The following is a 16,688-nucleotide window of genomic DNA, read 5'->3' on the forward strand; positions in this document are numbered from 1 at the left end:
AGGGCCACGATCGCGAACGCGCGGCCCGCGGGACGCCGGCCACGCGCCGCGCGGAAGCCCGTGCCGTCCCGCGGAGGCGACCGGCGTCACTCGTGCGCGATCGCCGCCAGCACGTTCATCCGGGACGCCCGCAGCGCCGGCAGCAGGGCCGCCACGATGCCGACCACCGCCGCGCCGATCACGACCGCGACGACGGTGCCCCACGGGATGGCGAGCGCGGTCATGCCCTGCAGGGCCAGCACCCGCTGCATGCAGACACCCCACACCAGACCGAGCCCCAGTCCCAGCACCGCCCCGAACACCGCGATCACCACCGACTCCAGCCGGATCATCCGGCGCAGTTGCCGCCGGCCCAGCCCGATCGCGCGCAGCAGCCCGATCTCCCGGGTGCGCTCCACCACCGACAGGGCGAGGGTGTTGACCACGCCGAGCACCGCGATGACGATGGCGAGCCCGAGCAGCGCGTACACGAGGTACAGCAGCACCGCGATCTGGTCGTGCACGAGCTTCTTGTAGTCGGCCTGGTCGCGCACCTGGACCTGAGGGAACGGCTTGAGCGACCGCTCCAGGGCCGAGCGCAGCTCCTGGGCGCCGGTGCCAGGGGCCGCGTTGACGTAGAGCGCGGAGTCCTGGCCGTCCGGCACGTGCTTCTGGAGCGTCGCGAGGCCGAGGAAGACACCGCCCTGCGAACCGAAGGCCTGCGATCCCTCCTGGTCGGTGAGGGCCCCCACCGTCAGTTCCGCCCGGCGGCCGCCCTGGAACTCGACCGGGAGCACGGTGCCGACCCGCACCCGGTGGTCCCGGGCGAAGCCGGCGTCGAGGGCGAGGTGCCCTGCCGCCAGCGCCGCGGGCGAGCCGCCCCGGGCGTAGGTGAGGTGGGCGACCTCGTCGAGCCGGGGGCCGTACCCGGCGGCCGTGGTCTGGACGCGCCTGCCGTCGGGCAGCCGCAGGGCGATCGGGGCGATCCGCTGCCGCACGACCAGCCCGGCGCCCGGGGTTCCGGTCACGGCGTCCGTGACGTCCCTGTTGAACGGCCTGAACTCGGTGCCCTGCACGATGAAGTCGGCGCCGAGCGTCCTGTCGATCTGCCGGTCGAACGACGCCGACATCGACGCGCTCGCCACGGACATGCCGCCGACCAGCGCCAGGCCCACCATCAGCGCGGCGGCGGTGGCACCGGTGCGGCGCGGGTTGCGCAGCGCGTTGCGCTGGCTCATCCGGCCGACCGGCCCGAACAGCGCGGGGAAGGCACCGCCGAGGACCCGGATCACGGGCCGTACCAGCAGCGGGCCCGCGATCACGGTGGCGACCAGCGTCAGCACCACGCCGAGGCCGAGCAACGAGGACGCCGGGGCGGTCCGCGTGGCCGCGGCGCAGCCGGCCAGCGAGGCCGCACCGGCCGCCCCGACCACGGCGCCGACGATCGCCCGGGTCCGCAGCGGCCTGCCCACGCCGGCGACCTCGGCGTCCGCCAGCGCCGCCATCGGGGAGACGGCCGCCGCCCGCCGCGCGGGCAGGTACGCGGCTACGAAGGTGACGCCGACACCGACCACGTACGCGGCGACCGGGGTGCCCCAGCCGATGACCATCTCGGTGGCCTTCAGGTTCATCCCGAACGCGGCCATCAGCCGGATGAGGCCGAACGCCAGGCCGATCCCGGCGGCGAGGCCGAGCGTGGAGCCCACCACTCCGAGCAGCACCGCCTCCGTGAGCACCGACCGCCGCACCTGCCGCCGGTCCGCGCCCAGCGCCCGCAGCAGCCCCAGTTCGCGGGTGCGCTGGGCGATCAGCATGGAGAAGGTGTTGACGATCAGGAAGACGCCGACGAGCACGGCGATGCCGGCGAAGCCCAGCATCACGTACTTGATCACGTCGAGGAAGCCGCCGAGGTCGGCCGCGGCCGACTTGGCCTGCTCGTCCGCGGTCCTCAGGTCGTACGTCCCGGTGCCGATCGCCGAGCCGACCCGGTGCTTGAGCTCCTTGTCGGTCACACCCTTCGCCGCGTCCACCGAGATGTCGGTGGCCCGGCCGGCGGAGCCGAGCAGCACGCGGCCGGCCACCGCGGGGTCCAGGAACACCCGGGCGGCACCCGGATTGGTGGTGGTGAACGTGGCGATGCCGACGACCCGGACCGGGAACGAACCCGGCTGCGCCTGCACCGTCAGCGTGTCGCCGATCCGTACGTGCTTCTCGCCGGCGGTGTCCGCGTCGAGCAGCGCCTCGCCCGCGCCGTGCGGGGCGTGGCCGGAGGTCAGCTTCACCGGGCTGCGCCGGGTGGCGTACCAGGAGCCGGCGACGGTCGGGGCGCCGGTGGTCGGCCCGACGGACCGGTTGCGGCTGTCGACCACCACCACGTTCCGCACCGAGACGTCCGCGTACACGGCGGCGACCCCGCCCACCTTGGAGATCCGGTCCGTCAGCTCCGCGGGGAGCGTCCGGACCACGCCTCCGGGCACGGCGGACTTCAGGTCCTCCTTCGGTTCCACGGTCACATCGGCGGCGGTGGAGGCGAAGAGCCGGTCGAAGGTGCGGCCGACGGTGTCGGAGAAGATCAGACTGCCCGCGACGAACGCCACGGACAGGACGACGGCCAGCGCGGACAGCGCCAGCCGGCCCTTGTGGGCGAGGAAACCGCGCAGGGTCGCCCTGAGCACCGGGTCAGCCCTCGTGCGCGGTGACGTCGTCGCCGAGCCGTCCCCGCACCACGTCGAACGCCTTCATGCGCTCCAGCACCGCGTCCGCCGTCGGCCGCGCCATCTCGTCCACGATCCGCCCGTCGCCGAGGAAGAGCACCAGGTCGGAGTGGGCGGCCGCGCCCGGGTCGTGGGTGACCATGACGACCGTCTGCCCGAGGTCGTCCACGGCGCCGCGCAGGAAGCCCAGCACCTCCAGCCCGGCCCGCGAGTCCAGGTTGCCCGTCGGCTCGTCGGCGAAGATCAGCTCGGGCCGGGAGGCCAGCGCCCGCGCGCACGCCACCCGCTGCTGCTGACCGCCCGAGAGCTGCGCGGGCCGGTGGGACAGGCGCCCGCGCAGACCGAGGGTGTCGATGACCCGGTCCAGCCAGGCCTGGTCGGGCCTGCGGCCCGCGATGTCCATCGGCAGCGTGATGTTCTCGGCCGCGCTCAGCGTCGGGATCAGGTTGAACGACTGGAACATGAAGCCGATCCGGTCCCGCCGGAGCCGGGTCAGTTCCCGGTCCTTCATACCGGTGATCTCGGTGTCGCCGAGCCAGACCTGACCGGCGGACACGTCGTCCAGGCCCGCCAGGCAGTGCATCAGTGTGGACTTCCCGGAGCCCGAGGGGCCCATCACGGCGGTGAAGCGGCCACGGGCGATGTCCACGTCCACCGAGTCGAGGGCGAGCACCGCGGTCTCGCCCGAGCCGTACGCCTTGGTCAGGCCGCGCGCGCGGGCCGCGATCCCGCCGTCCGGCGTCAGGCCCGGCGCGTGCTCCGCAGCAGGTGTGGACAAGACCGCCTCCCGGTCGTCGACTCCCTCGTTCCGACCGAGCCTAGTGTGACCGGCCCCACAGCCGGTATCCCTCCAGGGGCCGACGACACGCACACCGTGTAAGGGACACCGTCCCCGGGACGGCCCAGCGGGCCCGCAGCCGCGAGTGCGGGCGCCCGGTGCCGGGCGGCCCGCGGCGGTCAGCGCTCGGCCGGTTCCCCGGGCCGCCAGGCCGTGCCCAGCGCGCAGTACGACGTGGGCAGCCTCGGTCCCCGCTCCGGCAGCAGCACCCGCCGCTGCGGCCCGAGTTCGAACCCGGCGTCACGCAGCCCGGCGACCGGGTCACGGGCCAGGTGGCAGCCGCCGCTCAGGGCCGGCCAGAGCGTGCGGTCCAGGGTGCGCTGGGTCAGCACCATCATCCGGCCGCCGCCCCGGCCGTGCTCGAAGAACCGCACCTCGCCACCCGGTCTGAGCACCCGCCGCACTTCGCCCAGCGCCCGTGCCACGTCCCGCACACTGCACAGCACCAGCGACAGCACGGCCGCGTCGAAGGCCTCGCTCTTCACCGGCAGCGCCTCCGCGACTCCCGGCACCACGTCGACCGGCACCTGGGCGCGCAGGGCCGACTCCAGGGCCAGCTTCCGCAGCAGCGGCTCGGGTTCGATCGCGACGACCTCCGCGACCTCCCCGGGGTAGTGCCCGAAGTTCAGCCCGTTCCCGGCACCGATCTCGATCACCCGCCCGGACAGCCCGGCGAGCAGCCGCTCACGTATCCGGGCCATCCCGAGCCGGGTCTCGGCGCCCACGCTGAGCCGGGCGTAGTAGCGGGCGAAGAGCGGGTGGTGGACGGAGCTCCGCGCCACCGTGCCGGAACCGGCCGACGACAACCGCATGGCAACCTCCCGGGCAGGGCCTAGGGTGATTCTCCCCCGGGGAGCCCCGGCACACCCCCGCCGCGTCCAAGGTCATGAGCGGCGGCCGAGCCGTGCGGGGCCGTCCCTCAGGGCGCCTGCCGGATGCGGAACGCCTCCGCGTCCCATGTCCCGTCCAGCCGCCCGGCCAGCCAGCCCGGCGCGGCGGCCCGGAACGCGGCGGGCGGCAGCGCGCCCGCCCCGGCGGGCAGCGCGCCGAGCAGCGGGGCGCCCGCGACCTCCGGCAGGTCCACGACGTTGCAGCGGCAGGCCAGGTCCGGGTCGTCGGGCCAGCTCCCGATCACGACCCCGGCGAGATCCAGCTCGCGGGCCCGCAGTTCACGTGCCGTCAGCTCGGTGGTGTTGAGCGTGCCGAGGCCGGCCGAGGCGACGACCAGCACCGGCGCGTTCAGCAGCCGGGCCGTGTCGGCCAGGGTGCCGCCCGCCGCGTCGAACCGGACGAGCAGCCCGCCCGCCCCCTCGACCAGCACCAGATCGTGCTCGGTGGCCAGCTTGGCCGCCGCCTCGGCGACCTCGTGCGGATGCACCGGGGCCATCCCGGCCCGCCGGGCCGCCGTACCCGGCGCCAACGGCTCGGGAAAGCGGGCCAGTTCGGCGGCGGTGACCGGTCCGGCCAGCCGGGCCACCTCGTCCGCGTCGCCGCGCTCGTCCGGCCGTACGCCCGTCTGCGCGGCCTTCAGCACCGCCACCGAACGCCCGGCCGCGAGCGCCGTGGCGGCGACGGCCGCGGTCGTGACGGTCTTGCCGACCTCCGTGCCCGTCCCCGTGATCACCAGTACCGGCATCTCAACCCTCCCGCGCCGCGGCGCACACCGCGCGCGCGATCCGTGCCACGTCCGCGTCCGAGGTGACGAACGGCGGCATCGTGTAGACCAGGTCGCGGAACGGGCGCAGCCACACGCCCTCCCGCACGGCGGCCCGGGTGGCCGCGGTCATGTCGACCTCGTGGTCGAGCTGCACCACGCCGATGGCGCCCAGGACGCGGACGTCCCTCACCCCCGGCAGCGCGGCGGCCGGTGCCAGGCCCGCCCGCAGGCCCGCCTCGATCCGCCGGACCTCCGCCCGCCAGTCCTGCCCGAGCAGCAGGCCGATCGAGGCACAGGCCACGGCCGCCGCCAGCGGGTTGCCCATGAACGTCGGGCCGTGGGCGAGCACCGGCACCTCGCCCCGCGAGATGCCGTCCGCCACCCGCGCCGTGCACAGCGTGGCCGCCATGGTGAGATAGCCGCCGGTCAGCGCCTTGCCCACGCACATCACGTCCGGGGTGACGCCCGCGTGGTCCGCCGCGAACAGCGCGCCGGTGCGCCCGAATCCGGTGGCGATCTCGTCGAACACCAGCAGCACGCCGTGCTCGTCGCACGCCTCGCGCAGCACCCGCAGATACGCGGGGGAGTGGAACCGCATCCCGCCGGCCCCCTGCACCACCGGCTCCACGATCACCGCGGCCAGCTCGTCGGCGTGCCGCCCGATCAGCTCACGCAACCGCAGCGCGTACGGCTCCTCGTACTCGGCCGGCGGAGTGTCCGCGAACACCTGACGCGGCAGCACACCGGTCCACAGGTCGTGCATCCCGCCGTCGGGGTCGCACACCGACATCGGGTTCCAGGTGTCCCCGTGGTAGCCGCCGCGCCAGGTCAGCAGCCGCTGCTTGGCCGGGCGGCCGAGCGAACGCCAGTACTGCAGGCACATCTTCACCGCGACCTCGACCGACACCGAGCCGGAGTCGGCGAGGAACACATGCTCGAGCCCCTCCGGAGACATGTCGACAAGGAGCTTCGCCAGCCGGACGGCGGGCTCGTGCGTGAGCCCGCCGAACATGACGTGGCTCATCCGCCCGAGCTGCTCACGGGCCGCCTCGTTGAGGACGGGGTGGTTGTAGCCGTGGATCGCCGACCACCACGAGGACATGCCGTCGACCAGCTCGCCCGAGCCGTCGGCCGGGCGCAGTCTGACCCCGCTCGCCGACTCCACGACGAGCGGTTCGGCGCGCCCGGGCATCGGACCGTACGGATGCCACACATGCCGCCGGTCCAGCTCCAGCAGCTCGGGCACGCTCAGGCCGGGCAGGTCAGGCATTGGGCGCGAGATCCGTTCCGGCGCCCCGGCGGCGCACGGCGACCAGGTCGGTGCGCGCCTCGTTCGCCGCGGGCTCCGGTGCGGACGCCGTACCGCAGACACCGCCGCCCTCGTGCGAACCGCAGCCGGCCTCCGCGTGCGAACCGCAGCCCGCCTCCGCACCCGACCCGCACCCGGCGCTCTCGTGGGAGCCGCAGCCGCCGGCGGCGGCCGCCCGGTGCTCCGGCAGGGTCACCTGCTCGGCGCCCTCCACCTCGAACCCGGCGTCCGCGATCATCTCCAGGTCGGCCTTGCCCGCCTGGCCCTCACTGGTCAGGTAGTCGCCCAGGAAGATGGAGTTGGCCAGGTTCAGGGCCAGGGGCTGCATGGTGCGCAGGTGGACCTCGCGGCCGCCCGCGATGCGCACCTCGGCGTCCGGGCAGACGAAGCGGACCATGGCGAGGATGCGCAGACAGCGCTGCGGGGTGAGGTTCCACTCCTTGCCGAGCGGGGTCCCCTCGAACGGGATCAGGAAGTTCACCGGAACGGAGTCCGGGTCGAGCTCGCGCAGCGAGAAGACGACGTCCACCAGGTCCTCGTCGCTCTCACCCATACCGGCGATCAGCCCGGAGCAGGCGGACAGCCCGGCGGCGTGCGCCTTGTTCACCGTGTCCACCCGGTCGGCGTACGTGTGGGTGGTGGTGATGTCCCCGTACGTGGCCTCGGAGGTGTTCAGGTTGTGGTTGTAGGCGTCCGCGCCCGCCTCGCGCAGCCGTTCGGCCTGGCCGTCGGAGAGCAGGCCGAGACAGGCGCACACCTCGACGTTCTCGTGCTGGTCCTTGATGGTCCGGATGGTCTCGGAGACCCGGTCCACGTCCCGGTCCGTGGGGCCGCGCCCGGACGCCACCAGGCAGACCCGCTTGGCGCCGCCCGCGAGGCCCGCGGCGGCGGCCTCGGAGGCCTCGCCGGGCTTCAGCCAGGTGTACTTGAGGATGCCGGCCGTGGAGCCGAGCCGCTGGGAGCAGTAGGAGCAGTCCTCGGGGCACAGGCCGGACTTGAGGTTGACCAGATAGTTGAGTTTCACGCGCCGGCCGAACCAGTGCCGGCGCACCTTGCCGGCCGCGGCCACCACATCGAGCAGGTCGTCGTCGGAGGTGGCGAGCACGGCGAGAGCCTCGTCGCGGGTCGGCGACTCGCGCCGAAGCCCCTTGTCCACCAGCGTGTTCAGCAGGTCCATGAGGCACGATCCTGTCCTACGGGACCGCCTCGGGCCAAGGAGAGTTTGCACAACGGAGACGGTTCACCGTGTGGGTATTGCCACACCCTGGGTGGAGGGCCGTACGGCTAGTGTCTGTCCGCTACCTACAAAAGCCCCGGAGGACCCATGGCGTTCGGCTGGATCGACGAGCAGGCCGAGGCGCGCCGTCGCGCCGGACTCGTACGGACCCTGCGCCCGCGCCCGGCCGACTCGCCGCTGCTGGACCTGGCGAGCAACGACTACCTGGGTCTCGCCCACCATCCCGAGGTCGCCGAGGGAGCGGCCGGGGCCGCCCGGACCTGGGGCGGCGGGTCCACCGGTTCCCGGCTGGTCACCGGTACCACCGAGCTGCACACCGAGCTCGAGCGGGAACTGGCGGACTTCTGCGGCTTCGAGGCGGCCCTGGTCTTCTCCTCCGGCTACGCCGCCAACCTGGCCGCGGTCACCGCGCTGGGCCCGCACGGGTCCCTGATCGTGTCCGACGCGGGCAACCACGCCTCGCTCATCGACGGCTGCCGGCTCGCCCGGGGCACCACCCAGGTGGTCGGGCACGCCGACCCGGAGGCCGTGGGCAAGGCGCTCGGCACACACCCGGGACCGGCGATCGCCGTCTCCGACACGGTGTTCTCCGTCGACGGCGACGCGGCACCGCTGGCCGCCCTGGCCGAGGCGTGCCGTGAGCACGGCGCGGGCCTGGTCCTGGACGACGCGCACGGGCTCGGGGTGCTCGGTGACGGCGGCCGGGGCGCTCCGTACGCCGCCGGGCTGGCGGGCGCCGCGGACGTGGTCGTCACGGCGACACTGTCGAAGTCGCTCGGCAGCCAGGGCGGTGTGGTGCTGGGGCCGGCCCGGGTCGTCGCCCACCTGGTCAACGCCGCCCGCACGTTCATCTTCGACACCGGTCTCGCCCCCGCGGCCGTGGGCGCCGCGCTCGCGGCGCTGAGGCTGCTGCGGCGCGAGCCGTCGCGGGCGCAACGGGCCCGCGCGGTCGCCGCCGAACTGCACGCACGGCTGACCGCCGCGGGTCTGGAGGCGGTACGACCGGACGCCGCGGTGGTCTCCGTGCGGGCTCCGTCCCCGGAGCAGGCCGTGCGCTGGGCGGCCGACTGCCGTACGGCAGGCCTGGCCGTGGGCTGCTTCCGTCCTCCTTCCGTGCCCGACGGCATCTCGCGGCTGCGGCTGACCGCCCGTGCGGACCTCTCCGGGGCCGAGATCGAACGCGCTGTACGTGTGATTCGCGAGGCGCGACCATGAGTCGGCGTGACACGGCCGCACATCTGGCGAAAGTGATCGGATCTGATCAGTAGGGGTCGGCCCGCCGGCCGGTGGTCAGGTCGGGTTCGACCCGGTCACCGGAGCGTTGCCACGAAGCCCGCCCAGCTCCCGGGGGAGAAGAGCAGCGCGGGTCCGGCCGGAGCCTTGGAGTCGCGCACGGCGAGCAGTCCGGCCCACGGGCCGGAGTGCGGCCGGGCCGTCTCCACGCAGTTGTTCGCTCCGGTGCTGTAGCTGCTGCGCAGCCACCGCACGTCGTGCAGATCGGTACTGGCTGGGACGTTCCGAGGCAGTGCTGTCATGGTGCCTCCTTACGCGCCGTCACCTATCCCGGCGATGTAGTCCAACGATTCCTCGGGTGAAAGGGCGTGGAACTGAAGGGTGTCGAAGGCCTCGGCGTAGGCCATGAGGTCTTCTTTCCGTTCCAGGTAGAGGCTACTCGTCAACTGGTCGAGAACAACCACGTCCAGATCAGAAGTGCTCGGAAATGAGAAGATAACGAAAGGCCCGGTGAGGCCGATATGCGCCCCCGCCGCGAACGGCAGTACCTGGAGCCGAACCTGGGGCAGCCGGGCGGCCTCCATCAGCCGTTCCAGTTGCCGCGCCATCACCTCGGGGCCGCCGACCTCCCGCCTGAGCACCGCCTCGTCCAGTACCGCGGTCAGCTTCAGCGGCGGCTCGGACCGGAGCACGTCCTGCCTCGCGAGCCGCACCTCCACCAGGGCGTCCAGCCGCTCCTCGTCCACTCCCTCCACCGCCGCCCGGGTCACCGCGCGAGCGTATTCGGGCGTCTGCAGTAGGCCGGGAACCACCGTGGTCTCCAGGGTGCGCATCCCGCTCGCCTGCGACTCCAGACTGATGAAGTCGCGGTAGGTGGGCGGCAGGACGCCCCGGTACGCGTGCCACCAGCGGTTGCGGCCGCCCGCGTCCTTCGAGCCCGTCAACATCAGCAGCAGGTCGCGCAGTTGCCGGTCCCGGACGTCGTAGGCGTCGAGGAGTAACCGTACGTCCGCCGGCCTCACCCCGCTGGCGCCGGTCTCGATGCGGCTCACCTTCGACTGGTGCCAGCCCACCAGGAGGGCCGCCTCGCCACTGGTGAGCCCGGCCCCGGTGCGCAGCGCGCGCAGTTCGGCGCCCAGCTTGCGGCGCCGGACCGCGGGACCGTTCTGCATGGGAACTCCTTACTCCTTCCGGGCCGCCCGGATACGGTCTCGCGTCGCAGAGTTCACCGCTTCGGGCGACAGATATATGCATATCTTGGTGGATCGCTCCCCTGACCGGCCCGGTGATGGCAGTCTGGCGAAGAAGCACCAGTCCGGGACCGTACTCGAACCATCCGCTCCTCGTCGGACTGCGGTCCCGTGGGAAAGGGACGACGTCGCCATGGCAGACCACCTGGAAGCATCCGTCACTCTGCCGAGCGATCCCGCCTCGGTCTCCGCGGCCCGTTCCTACGTGGTGGGCACCCTCGCGGAGTGGGGCCTGCCGTCGGACACCGACGTGGCCGACACCGTGCGACTCATCGTCTCCGAACTCGCCACCAACGCCGTGCAGCACACCTTCGGTCAGTCACCCACCTTCACGGTCGACATCGCGCTGGACCGTGACGAACACCTGCGCATCGGTGTCACGGACAGCCATCCGCGCTTTCCGAAGAGACTGCCCGCCGCCGTCCAGCAGGACAACGGGCGCGGCATGGTCATCATCCGCTGGCTCACCGCCGAGTGCGGCGGCAGACTCCGCGTCCGCCCCACCCGCGAGGGCGGCAAGACGGTGTCGATCGAACTGCCGTGGACGCCCCAGGGGGAGCAGCTCACGACGGCCGGGCAGCAGGAACCCTAGAAGAGGAACTGCGGAAGCCGGGGGACCGCGGCCCGGCGCGCGGCCCTGCGGCCGCCTCGGTGGCCCGTCACGGAGCCGGACGCGGCCGCGCCGCCCCGGGGCCGCCCGCGTGCTTCAGGCGGGCGCCGGGACGGCGCCGACGGTCAGGGGGAGCGGCCCTGCTGCTGGAGCCGCTCCGGGGGCTGGGCCGGGTCAGCTGACCCGGCCGTACCAGACGCTCCGTGTCCAGATCTTCTCGAGCCGCACCACGGCCCCGGTCTTCGGGGCGTGCCAGATCTTGCCCTTCCCGGCGTAGATGCCGACGTGGTAAACGCTGGATCCGGAGTGGAAGAAGACCAGGTCACCGGCCCTGCGGTGGCCGGCGGAAATATGCCGGGTCCGGTTGTACTGCTGGGCTGCCGTACGCGGCAGCTTCTTGCCCGCCTTCTTGAACGAGTAGAGCGTCAGACCCGAGCAGTCGAATCGGCGCGGACCGGTTGCCCCGTACTGGTAAGGAGAGCCCTTCTTGGAGGCGGCGATGTGCAGAGCCTTCGTCGCCAGCGTGGCGGCCGAGGCCTCACCGGCCAGGCCGGGCACGGCGATGGAGCCGCCCACCGCGGCAAGCGTAAGAGCCGAGGCCGTACCGGCCCGGGCCATCATCGACGGGACACGATTCAGCGCAGTCATGCGCAACCCTTCGTCAGCCGCCTGTGAAGGATGACCTGTCGGATTCGGGCTGGCGAAGTGGCCCGGCCGCGTTGCCGCGGCTTCACCCCAAGGGCTGCTCGGCACGACCGTCCGTCTGCGACGAACGTCCGTCCCGGCGACCCGTCTTGCCTGGGTCCTCCACTCCTGCCGATCCACTCCTGTCGACCGGTCATCCGGGCGGCGGCAGGACTCGGCGTCCGCACGGATCGCCCCGCCGCGGTGGCGGGGTCTTGTCGTCAGACAGGGATCTTCACTCACAGGTGTCCGAAAATCCCAATGGAACCGGGGATTTGTGGCGTTACTCACCACTCACCCGTTCGGGTGGACACTGCTCTGTTCGAGTCTCCGTCAACTCCCGGACGTAGCCCCGGACCTGGGAAAAAGCGTCTCCGCGCATCTCCCCGATCCGCCGATCGCGCAAGTCGGAGAGTCAGAAAAAAAGCCCGGAGATACTCCGGCCGGGGGTACGTCGTTCGGGCCGTTTCAACTCCACGCCGGGCGGACCGTCGACGATCGGGTCCACCCGGCGCGGGAACCGGCGTCCGGGTCAGCCCACGCAATCGGGCGGGAGCACGACGCGCGCGGTACGGCGCTCACCGTCGAGCACCCGCAGCGCCCGTGCCAGCGTGTCCCCGTGCAGCTCCGTCTCGCCCCGCCGGTGCATCAGGGCGAGCGCGTCGCGCAGCTCGGCCGCCTTGCGCACCAGGGCCTGCGCCGCGCGCAGCCCGCTGTAGGTGTCTCCCGGCCGCGCCGGGTTGATCCGGCCCAGCAGGTCGGCCGCCTCCAGGTAACGGTCGATCAGCTCGCCCTCGGCCCTGGTCAGCGCGGGCAGCGGCGGAAGCTCCGGCGGCAGCATCGGCGGGTCACTCCGCCCGCTCGGCGCCGGGAGCGGCCTTGCGGCTCGGGACGACACCGTCCACCAGTCCGTACGCCAGCGCGCCCCGCGCGTCCAGCACCAGATCCCGCTCCAGGTCCTGGCCGACCTGCTCCGGCGTGCGCCCGGTGTGCCGGACCAGCAGCCCCTCCATCAGCGCCCGCATCCGGGTCAGCTCCCCGGCCTGGATGAGGAGGTCGCTCGGCTGTCCCTGGGCCGGTTCGGGCAGCGCGGGCTGCTCGAGCACCACGCGCGCCCCCGGCAGGATGAAGCGCTTGCCCGGGGTGCCGGCCGCGAGCAGGACCGCGGCGGCGGAGGCGGCCTGGCCCAGGCAGTAGGTCTCCACGTCGCAGCGGACGTAGCGCATCGTGTCGTAGACGGCGGTCATGGCGCCGAACGAGCCGCCCGGGCAGTTGAGGTACAGCGTGATGTCCCGGTCCGGCGCGGTGTGTTCGAGTTGCATGAACTGGCTGATCACATCGGTCGCCGCGGTGTCGTCGAGAGGTGACCCGAGGAAGACGACCCGGTTCTCGAACAGCTTCGAGTAGGGATCGAGCGTGCGATGCCGGCCCGTGTCCGTGCGCTCGGTGAACTCGGGCAGGACGTGGCGGGCGGACGGTCGTGCCATGGGCGTACCCCTCCTCGCGACGGGACCTCCGGCGGCCCCGCGTCTGTACAAAATGTACAGGAAGTACGTGACGTTATGATGGGGGCATGGCCTACGAGATTCCGGTGACGCAAGCCAGGGCTGAGTTCGCCGACCTGATCAACCGGGTGGTGTACGGCGGTGAGCGCGTCGTCGTGACGCGACACGGCAAGCCGCTCGTCGCGCTGGTCTCGGCCGCCGATCTGGAGCACCTGGACGCCCTCGAGCAGCCGGACGGGGAGGAGGTCGTCAGCTCCGTGTCCAAGGTGCGTGAGGCCGCGCCCGCGGCCCAGGAGCGGCAGCGGTTCGGCATCGCCGCCGAGCACCGGGGGCCCGGCGTCTCCTAGCCCCGGCGCGCCGAGGGTCCGTCAGTGTCCGCATATGGAGGGGCCCATCGAGTGGTCATGGGCCGATCAAAGGCTGGTTAACGTCGCCGAAACTCCGGCGAACTAGTCTGCCGCTCCACGCCACCAGGGGTTTTTCTGCCCGCGTTGATCACCATCGGGGCAATTTGTCTGTGTGTTACATCTGTCCCCGTCGCGGTGGCTGCGGCAACCGGACCCCGCACGGTCCGGAGCGAGGACTGTGAGGTGGGACGTGCAACTGACCCCGCACGAGCAAGAGCGGCTGCTGATCCACGTGGCGGCGGACGTCGCCGAGAAGCGCCGGGCCCGCGGACTGCGGCTCAACCACCCCGAGGCGGTCGCCCTCATCACGTCGCACATCCTCGAGGGCGCCCGGGACGGCCGTACCGTCGCCGAGCTGATGTCGTCCGGACGGTCGCTCCTCACCCGGGACGACGTCATGGACGGCATCCCGGAGATGATCCACGACGTCCAGGTCGAGGCCACCTTCCCCGATGGCACCAAGCTCGTCACCGTGCACGAGCCGATCGTCTGAGGGGGCCGCGATGATCCCCGGAGAAGTCCTGTTCGCGGACGGCCCCGTCGTCTTCAACGAAGGCCGCGAGGTCACCCGGCTCACCGTCCTCAACGCCGCCGACCGGCCGGTCCAGGTCGGCTCCCACTACCACTTCGCCGAGGCCAACCCCGGCCTGGAGTTCGACCGCGCCGCCGCGCACGGCAGGCGGCTGAACGTCGCCGCCGGCACCGCCGTGCGCTTCGAACCCGGCATCCCCGTCGACGTGGAACTCGTGCCCCTGGCCGGCGCCCGGATCGTGCCCGGACTGCGCGGCGCGACCGGAGGTGCCCTGGATGCCTGAGATCTCCCGTGCCGCGTACGCCGACCTGTTCGGCCCCACCGCCGGCGACCGCCTCCGGCTGGCCGACACCGATCTGCTGATCGAGATCGAGGAGGACCGCTCCGGCGGGCCCGGACTCGCCGGGGACGAGGCGGTCTTCGGCGGTGGCAAGGTCATCCGCGAGTCCATGGGCCAGTCCCGGGCCACCCGAGCCGAGGGCACCCCCGACACCGTCATCACCGGAGTGGTCGTCGTCGACCACTGGGGCGTCGTCAAGGCCGACGTCGGCATCCGCGACGGCCGGATCACCGGTATCGGCAAGGCCGGCAACCCGGACACCATGGACGGTGTCCACCCCGATCTGGTGATCGGCCCGGAGACCGAGATCATCGCCGGCAACGGACGGATCCTCACCGCCGGCGCGATCGACGCCCACGTCCACTTCATCTGCCCGCAGATCGCAGACGAGGCGCTGGCCGCCGGCATCACCACCCTGGTCGGCGGCGGCACCGGCCCCGCCGAGGGCTCCAAGGCGACCACCGTGACGCCCGGCCCCTGGCACCTGGCCCGGATGTTCGCGGCGATGGAGCAGTACCCGCTCAACATCGGCCTGCTGGGCAAGGGCAACACCGTCTCGCACGAGGCGATGCTCTCCCAGGTCCGCGGCGGCGCCCTCGGGCTCAAGCTGCACGAGGACTGGGGTTCCACCCCGGCCGTCATCGACGCCTCGCTGACCGTGGCCGACCGGACCGGCGTCCAGGTCGCCATCCACACCGACACCCTGAACGAGGCCGGATTCGTCGGCGACACGCTCGCCGCGATCGCCGGGCGGGGCATCCACGCGTACCACACCGAGGGCGCGGGCGGCGGGCACGCGCCGGACATCATGACGGTCGTCTCCGAGCCGCACGTGCTGCCGAGTTCGACGAACCCGACCCGGCCCTTCACCGTCAACACCGCCGAGGAACACCTCGACATGCTGATGGTCTGCCACCACCTGAACCCGGCGGTCCCGGAGGACCTTGCCTTCGCCGAGTCCCGTATCCGGCCCTCCACCATCGGCGCCGAGGACGTCCTGCACGACCTGGGGGCGATCTCCATCATCTCCTCGGACTCGCAGGCCATGGGCCGGGTCGGCGAGGTCGTCCTGCGCACCTGGCAGACCGCCCACGTCATGAAGCGGCGGCGCGGGGCTCTGCCCGGCGACGGCCGGGCGGACAACCACCGGGTGCGGCGCTACGTCGCCAAGTACACGATCAACCCGGCGCTCGCCCAGGGACTCGCCCGGGAGATCGGGTCGGTGGAGACCGGCAAGCTCGCCGACCTGGTGCTGTGGGAGCCGGCGTTCTTCGGCGTCAAACCGCTCCTCGTCATCAAGGGCGGCCAGATCGCGTACGCGCAGATGGGCGACGCCAACGCCTCCATCCCCACCCCGCAGCCCGTCCTGCCCCGCCCGATGTACGGGGCGGTCGGACGGGCGCCGGCCGGGAACTCGTTCAACTTCGTGGCACCGCTCGCCGTCGAGGACGGGCTGCCGGAGCGGCTCGGGCTCGGCAAGCGGCTCGTCGCCATCGACTCGACGCGGTCGGTCACCAAGGCCGACATGCGGGAGAACGACGCGCGACCGCGGGTGCGGGTCGATCCGGACAGCTTCGCCGTGCACATCGACGGTGAGCTGGTCGATGCGACGCCGGCCGCGGAACTGCCCATGGCCCAGCGCTACTTCCTCTTCTGATGTCCAGGGCAGCACTGCTCGTCCTCGCGGACGGCCGGTTTCCCGCCGGAGGGCACGCGCACTCCGGCGGGGCGGAGGCCGCCGTCAAGGCGGGCCGGATCACCTCCGCCGCGAGCCTGGAGGACTTCTGCCGCGGGCGGCTGCACACCGCCGGGCTGGTCGCGGGCGCGCTCGCGGCGGCCGCCGTCCTGGGCGCCGAGCCGCGGGAGCTGGACGCGGCCGCGGACGCCCGTACGCCCTCACCCGCGCTGCGCGTGGCCGCGCGACGACTCGGCCGGCAGTTGCTGCGGGCCGCCCGGGCCTGCTGGCCGTGCCACGAACTCGACGCGCTGGCACGGGAGTTCCCCAAGGGAGCGCATCAGCCGGTGGTGCTCGGCCTCACCGCCCGCGCGGCCGGTCTCGAACCCGGGGACGCGGCGTACTGCGCGGCGTACGAGAGCGTCAGCGGGCCGGCGACGGCGACGGTGCGGCTGCTGAGCCTCGACCCGTTCGACGCGACCGGTGTACTGGCGCGGCTGGCGCCGGAGCTGGACCGGGTCGTGGACCGCGCGGTGACGGCCGCGCGGAGGGTCCCCGAGGAGGGGACCGACGCGCTGCCGGCCGGGTCGGGACCGCTGCTGGAGGCCGGTGCCGAATGGCACGCGGCCTGGCCCGTGCGGCTGTTCGCGTCCTGAGGAACCGCCACCCGCAACCTCTGCCGTCCGACAGGGGCGCCGCCCCCGGTCGAGGCACCCCA

General features: G+C 72.9%; 18 protein-coding genes and 1 riboswitch. Of the genes, 7 read left to right on the top strand and 11 right to left on the bottom strand.

The window, feature by feature from the left end; genetic code table 11:
- Positions 1-86: 86 nt before the first annotated feature.
- The 6 genes from ABZ478_RS15475 to bioB form a co-directional block, all read right to left on the bottom strand.
- On the bottom strand, positions 87-2,654 hold the full coding sequence (locus ABZ478_RS15475; protein ID WP_359549243.1) for an ABC transporter permease: 2,568 nt from the start codon (positions 2,652-2,654) through the stop codon (positions 87-89).
- A 4-nt stretch (positions 2,655-2,658) separates the two neighbouring features.
- Positions 2,659-3,471, bottom strand: a complete 813-nt coding sequence (locus ABZ478_RS15480; protein ID WP_359549246.1) for an ABC transporter ATP-binding protein — start codon at positions 3,469-3,471, stop codon at positions 2,659-2,661.
- A 179-nt stretch (positions 3,472-3,650) separates the two neighbouring features.
- Positions 3,651-4,343, bottom strand: coding sequence for a class I SAM-dependent methyltransferase (locus ABZ478_RS15485; RefSeq protein ID WP_359549249.1), 693 nt, complete (start codon positions 4,341-4,343; stop codon positions 3,651-3,653).
- A gap of 107 nt (positions 4,344-4,450) precedes the next feature.
- Positions 4,451-5,167, bottom strand: a complete 717-nt coding sequence (bioD, locus tag ABZ478_RS15490) for a dethiobiotin synthase (RefSeq protein ID WP_359549251.1) — start codon at positions 5,165-5,167, stop codon at positions 4,451-4,453.
- A gap of 1 nt (position 5,168) precedes the next feature.
- Positions 5,169-6,458, bottom strand: coding sequence for an adenosylmethionine--8-amino-7-oxononanoate transaminase (locus tag ABZ478_RS15495; protein WP_359549253.1), 1,290 nt, complete (start codon positions 6,456-6,458; stop codon positions 5,169-5,171).
- Positions 6,451-7,674, bottom strand: a complete 1,224-nt coding sequence (gene bioB / locus ABZ478_RS15500) for a biotin synthase BioB (RefSeq protein WP_359549255.1) — start codon at positions 7,672-7,674, stop codon at positions 6,451-6,453. The genes ABZ478_RS15495 and bioB overlap by 8 nt, the downstream gene beginning before the upstream one ends.
- 147 nt (positions 7,675-7,821) lie before the next feature.
- On the opposite strand from bioB, the gene ABZ478_RS15505 reads away from it, so the two are divergent.
- Positions 7,822-8,949, top strand: coding sequence for an 8-amino-7-oxononanoate synthase (locus ABZ478_RS15505; protein WP_359549258.1), 1,128 nt, complete (start codon positions 7,822-7,824; stop codon positions 8,947-8,949).
- 95 nt (positions 8,950-9,044) lie between these two features.
- Here the strand turns inward: ABZ478_RS15505 and ABZ478_RS15510 are convergent, their stop codons facing one another.
- Together ABZ478_RS15510 and ABZ478_RS15515 are read right to left on the bottom strand one after the other, a co-directional pair.
- Entirely contained in the window at positions 9,045-9,269 is a 225-nt protein-coding gene (locus ABZ478_RS15510) for a DUF397 domain-containing protein (protein WP_359549260.1), read from the bottom strand.
- A 9-nt stretch (positions 9,270-9,278) separates the two neighbouring features.
- Positions 9,279-10,139, bottom strand: a complete 861-nt coding sequence (locus tag ABZ478_RS15515; protein ID WP_359549263.1) for a helix-turn-helix transcriptional regulator — start codon at positions 10,137-10,139, stop codon at positions 9,279-9,281.
- 211 nt (positions 10,140-10,350) lie between these two features.
- Here ABZ478_RS15515 and ABZ478_RS15520 point away from each other — a divergent pair, with 211 nt between their 5' ends.
- Positions 10,351-10,809 carry an ATP-binding protein gene (locus ABZ478_RS15520; protein ID WP_359549265.1) on the top strand — a complete coding sequence of 153 codons (459 nt, stop codon included), beginning with the start codon at positions 10,351-10,353 and terminating at the stop codon, positions 10,807-10,809.
- A gap of 192 nt (positions 10,810-11,001) precedes the next feature.
- Here the strand turns inward: ABZ478_RS15520 and ABZ478_RS15525 are convergent, their stop codons facing one another.
- From ABZ478_RS15525 to ABZ478_RS15535, 3 genes are all read right to left on the bottom strand, one after another.
- Positions 11,002-11,475 carry a C40 family peptidase gene (locus ABZ478_RS15525; RefSeq protein ID WP_358930081.1) on the bottom strand — a complete coding sequence of 158 codons (474 nt, stop codon included), beginning with the start codon at positions 11,473-11,475 and terminating at the stop codon, positions 11,002-11,004.
- A gap of 3 nt (positions 11,476-11,478) precedes the next feature.
- Positions 11,479-11,702, bottom strand: a riboswitch (cyclic di-AMP (ydaO/yuaA leader).
- Positions 11,703-12,043: 341 nt separating this feature from the next.
- The gene (locus ABZ478_RS15530; protein ID WP_250400192.1) at positions 12,044-12,352 is read right to left on the bottom strand and encodes a hypothetical protein; all 309 of its coding nucleotides are present in this window, start codon (positions 12,350-12,352) and stop codon (positions 12,044-12,046) included.
- Between the two features lie 7 nt (positions 12,353-12,359).
- The gene (locus ABZ478_RS15535) at positions 12,360-12,998 is read right to left on the bottom strand and encodes an ATP-dependent Clp protease proteolytic subunit (protein WP_359549269.1); all 639 of its coding nucleotides are present in this window, start codon (positions 12,996-12,998) and stop codon (positions 12,360-12,362) included.
- An 86-nt stretch (positions 12,999-13,084) separates the two neighbouring features.
- Here ABZ478_RS15535 and ABZ478_RS15540 point away from each other — a divergent pair, with 86 nt between their 5' ends.
- From ABZ478_RS15540 to ABZ478_RS15560, 5 genes are all read left to right on the top strand, one after another.
- Positions 13,085-13,363, top strand: a complete 279-nt coding sequence (locus tag ABZ478_RS15540; protein WP_359549271.1) for a type II toxin-antitoxin system Phd/YefM family antitoxin — start codon at positions 13,085-13,087, stop codon at positions 13,361-13,363.
- A 250-nt stretch (positions 13,364-13,613) separates the two neighbouring features.
- The gene (locus ABZ478_RS15545; RefSeq protein WP_359549274.1) at positions 13,614-13,916 is read left to right on the top strand and encodes an urease subunit gamma; all 303 of its coding nucleotides are present in this window, start codon (positions 13,614-13,616) and stop codon (positions 13,914-13,916) included.
- Positions 13,917-13,926: 10 nt separating this feature from the next.
- Entirely contained in the window at positions 13,927-14,238 is a 312-nt protein-coding gene (locus ABZ478_RS15550) for an urease subunit beta (protein ID WP_359549277.1), read from the top strand.
- The gene (locus ABZ478_RS15555; protein WP_359549279.1) at positions 14,231-15,952 is read left to right on the top strand and encodes an urease subunit alpha; all 1,722 of its coding nucleotides are present in this window, start codon (positions 14,231-14,233) and stop codon (positions 15,950-15,952) included. The genes ABZ478_RS15550 and ABZ478_RS15555 overlap by 8 nt, the downstream gene beginning before the upstream one ends.
- Positions 15,952-16,626: an urease accessory UreF family protein gene (locus ABZ478_RS15560; RefSeq protein WP_359549282.1), complete on the top strand. Its 675-nt coding sequence runs from the start codon at positions 15,952-15,954 to the stop codon at positions 16,624-16,626. Before ABZ478_RS15555 ends, ABZ478_RS15560 begins: the two co-directional genes overlap by 1 nt.
- The last annotated feature ends 62 nt before the right edge of the window (positions 16,627-16,688 follow it).

Origin of the sequence: Streptomyces sp. NPDC005706 (assembly GCF_040631045.1) — a bacterium.
Classification (GTDB): Bacteria; Actinomycetota; Actinomycetes; order Streptomycetales; family Streptomycetaceae; genus Streptomyces.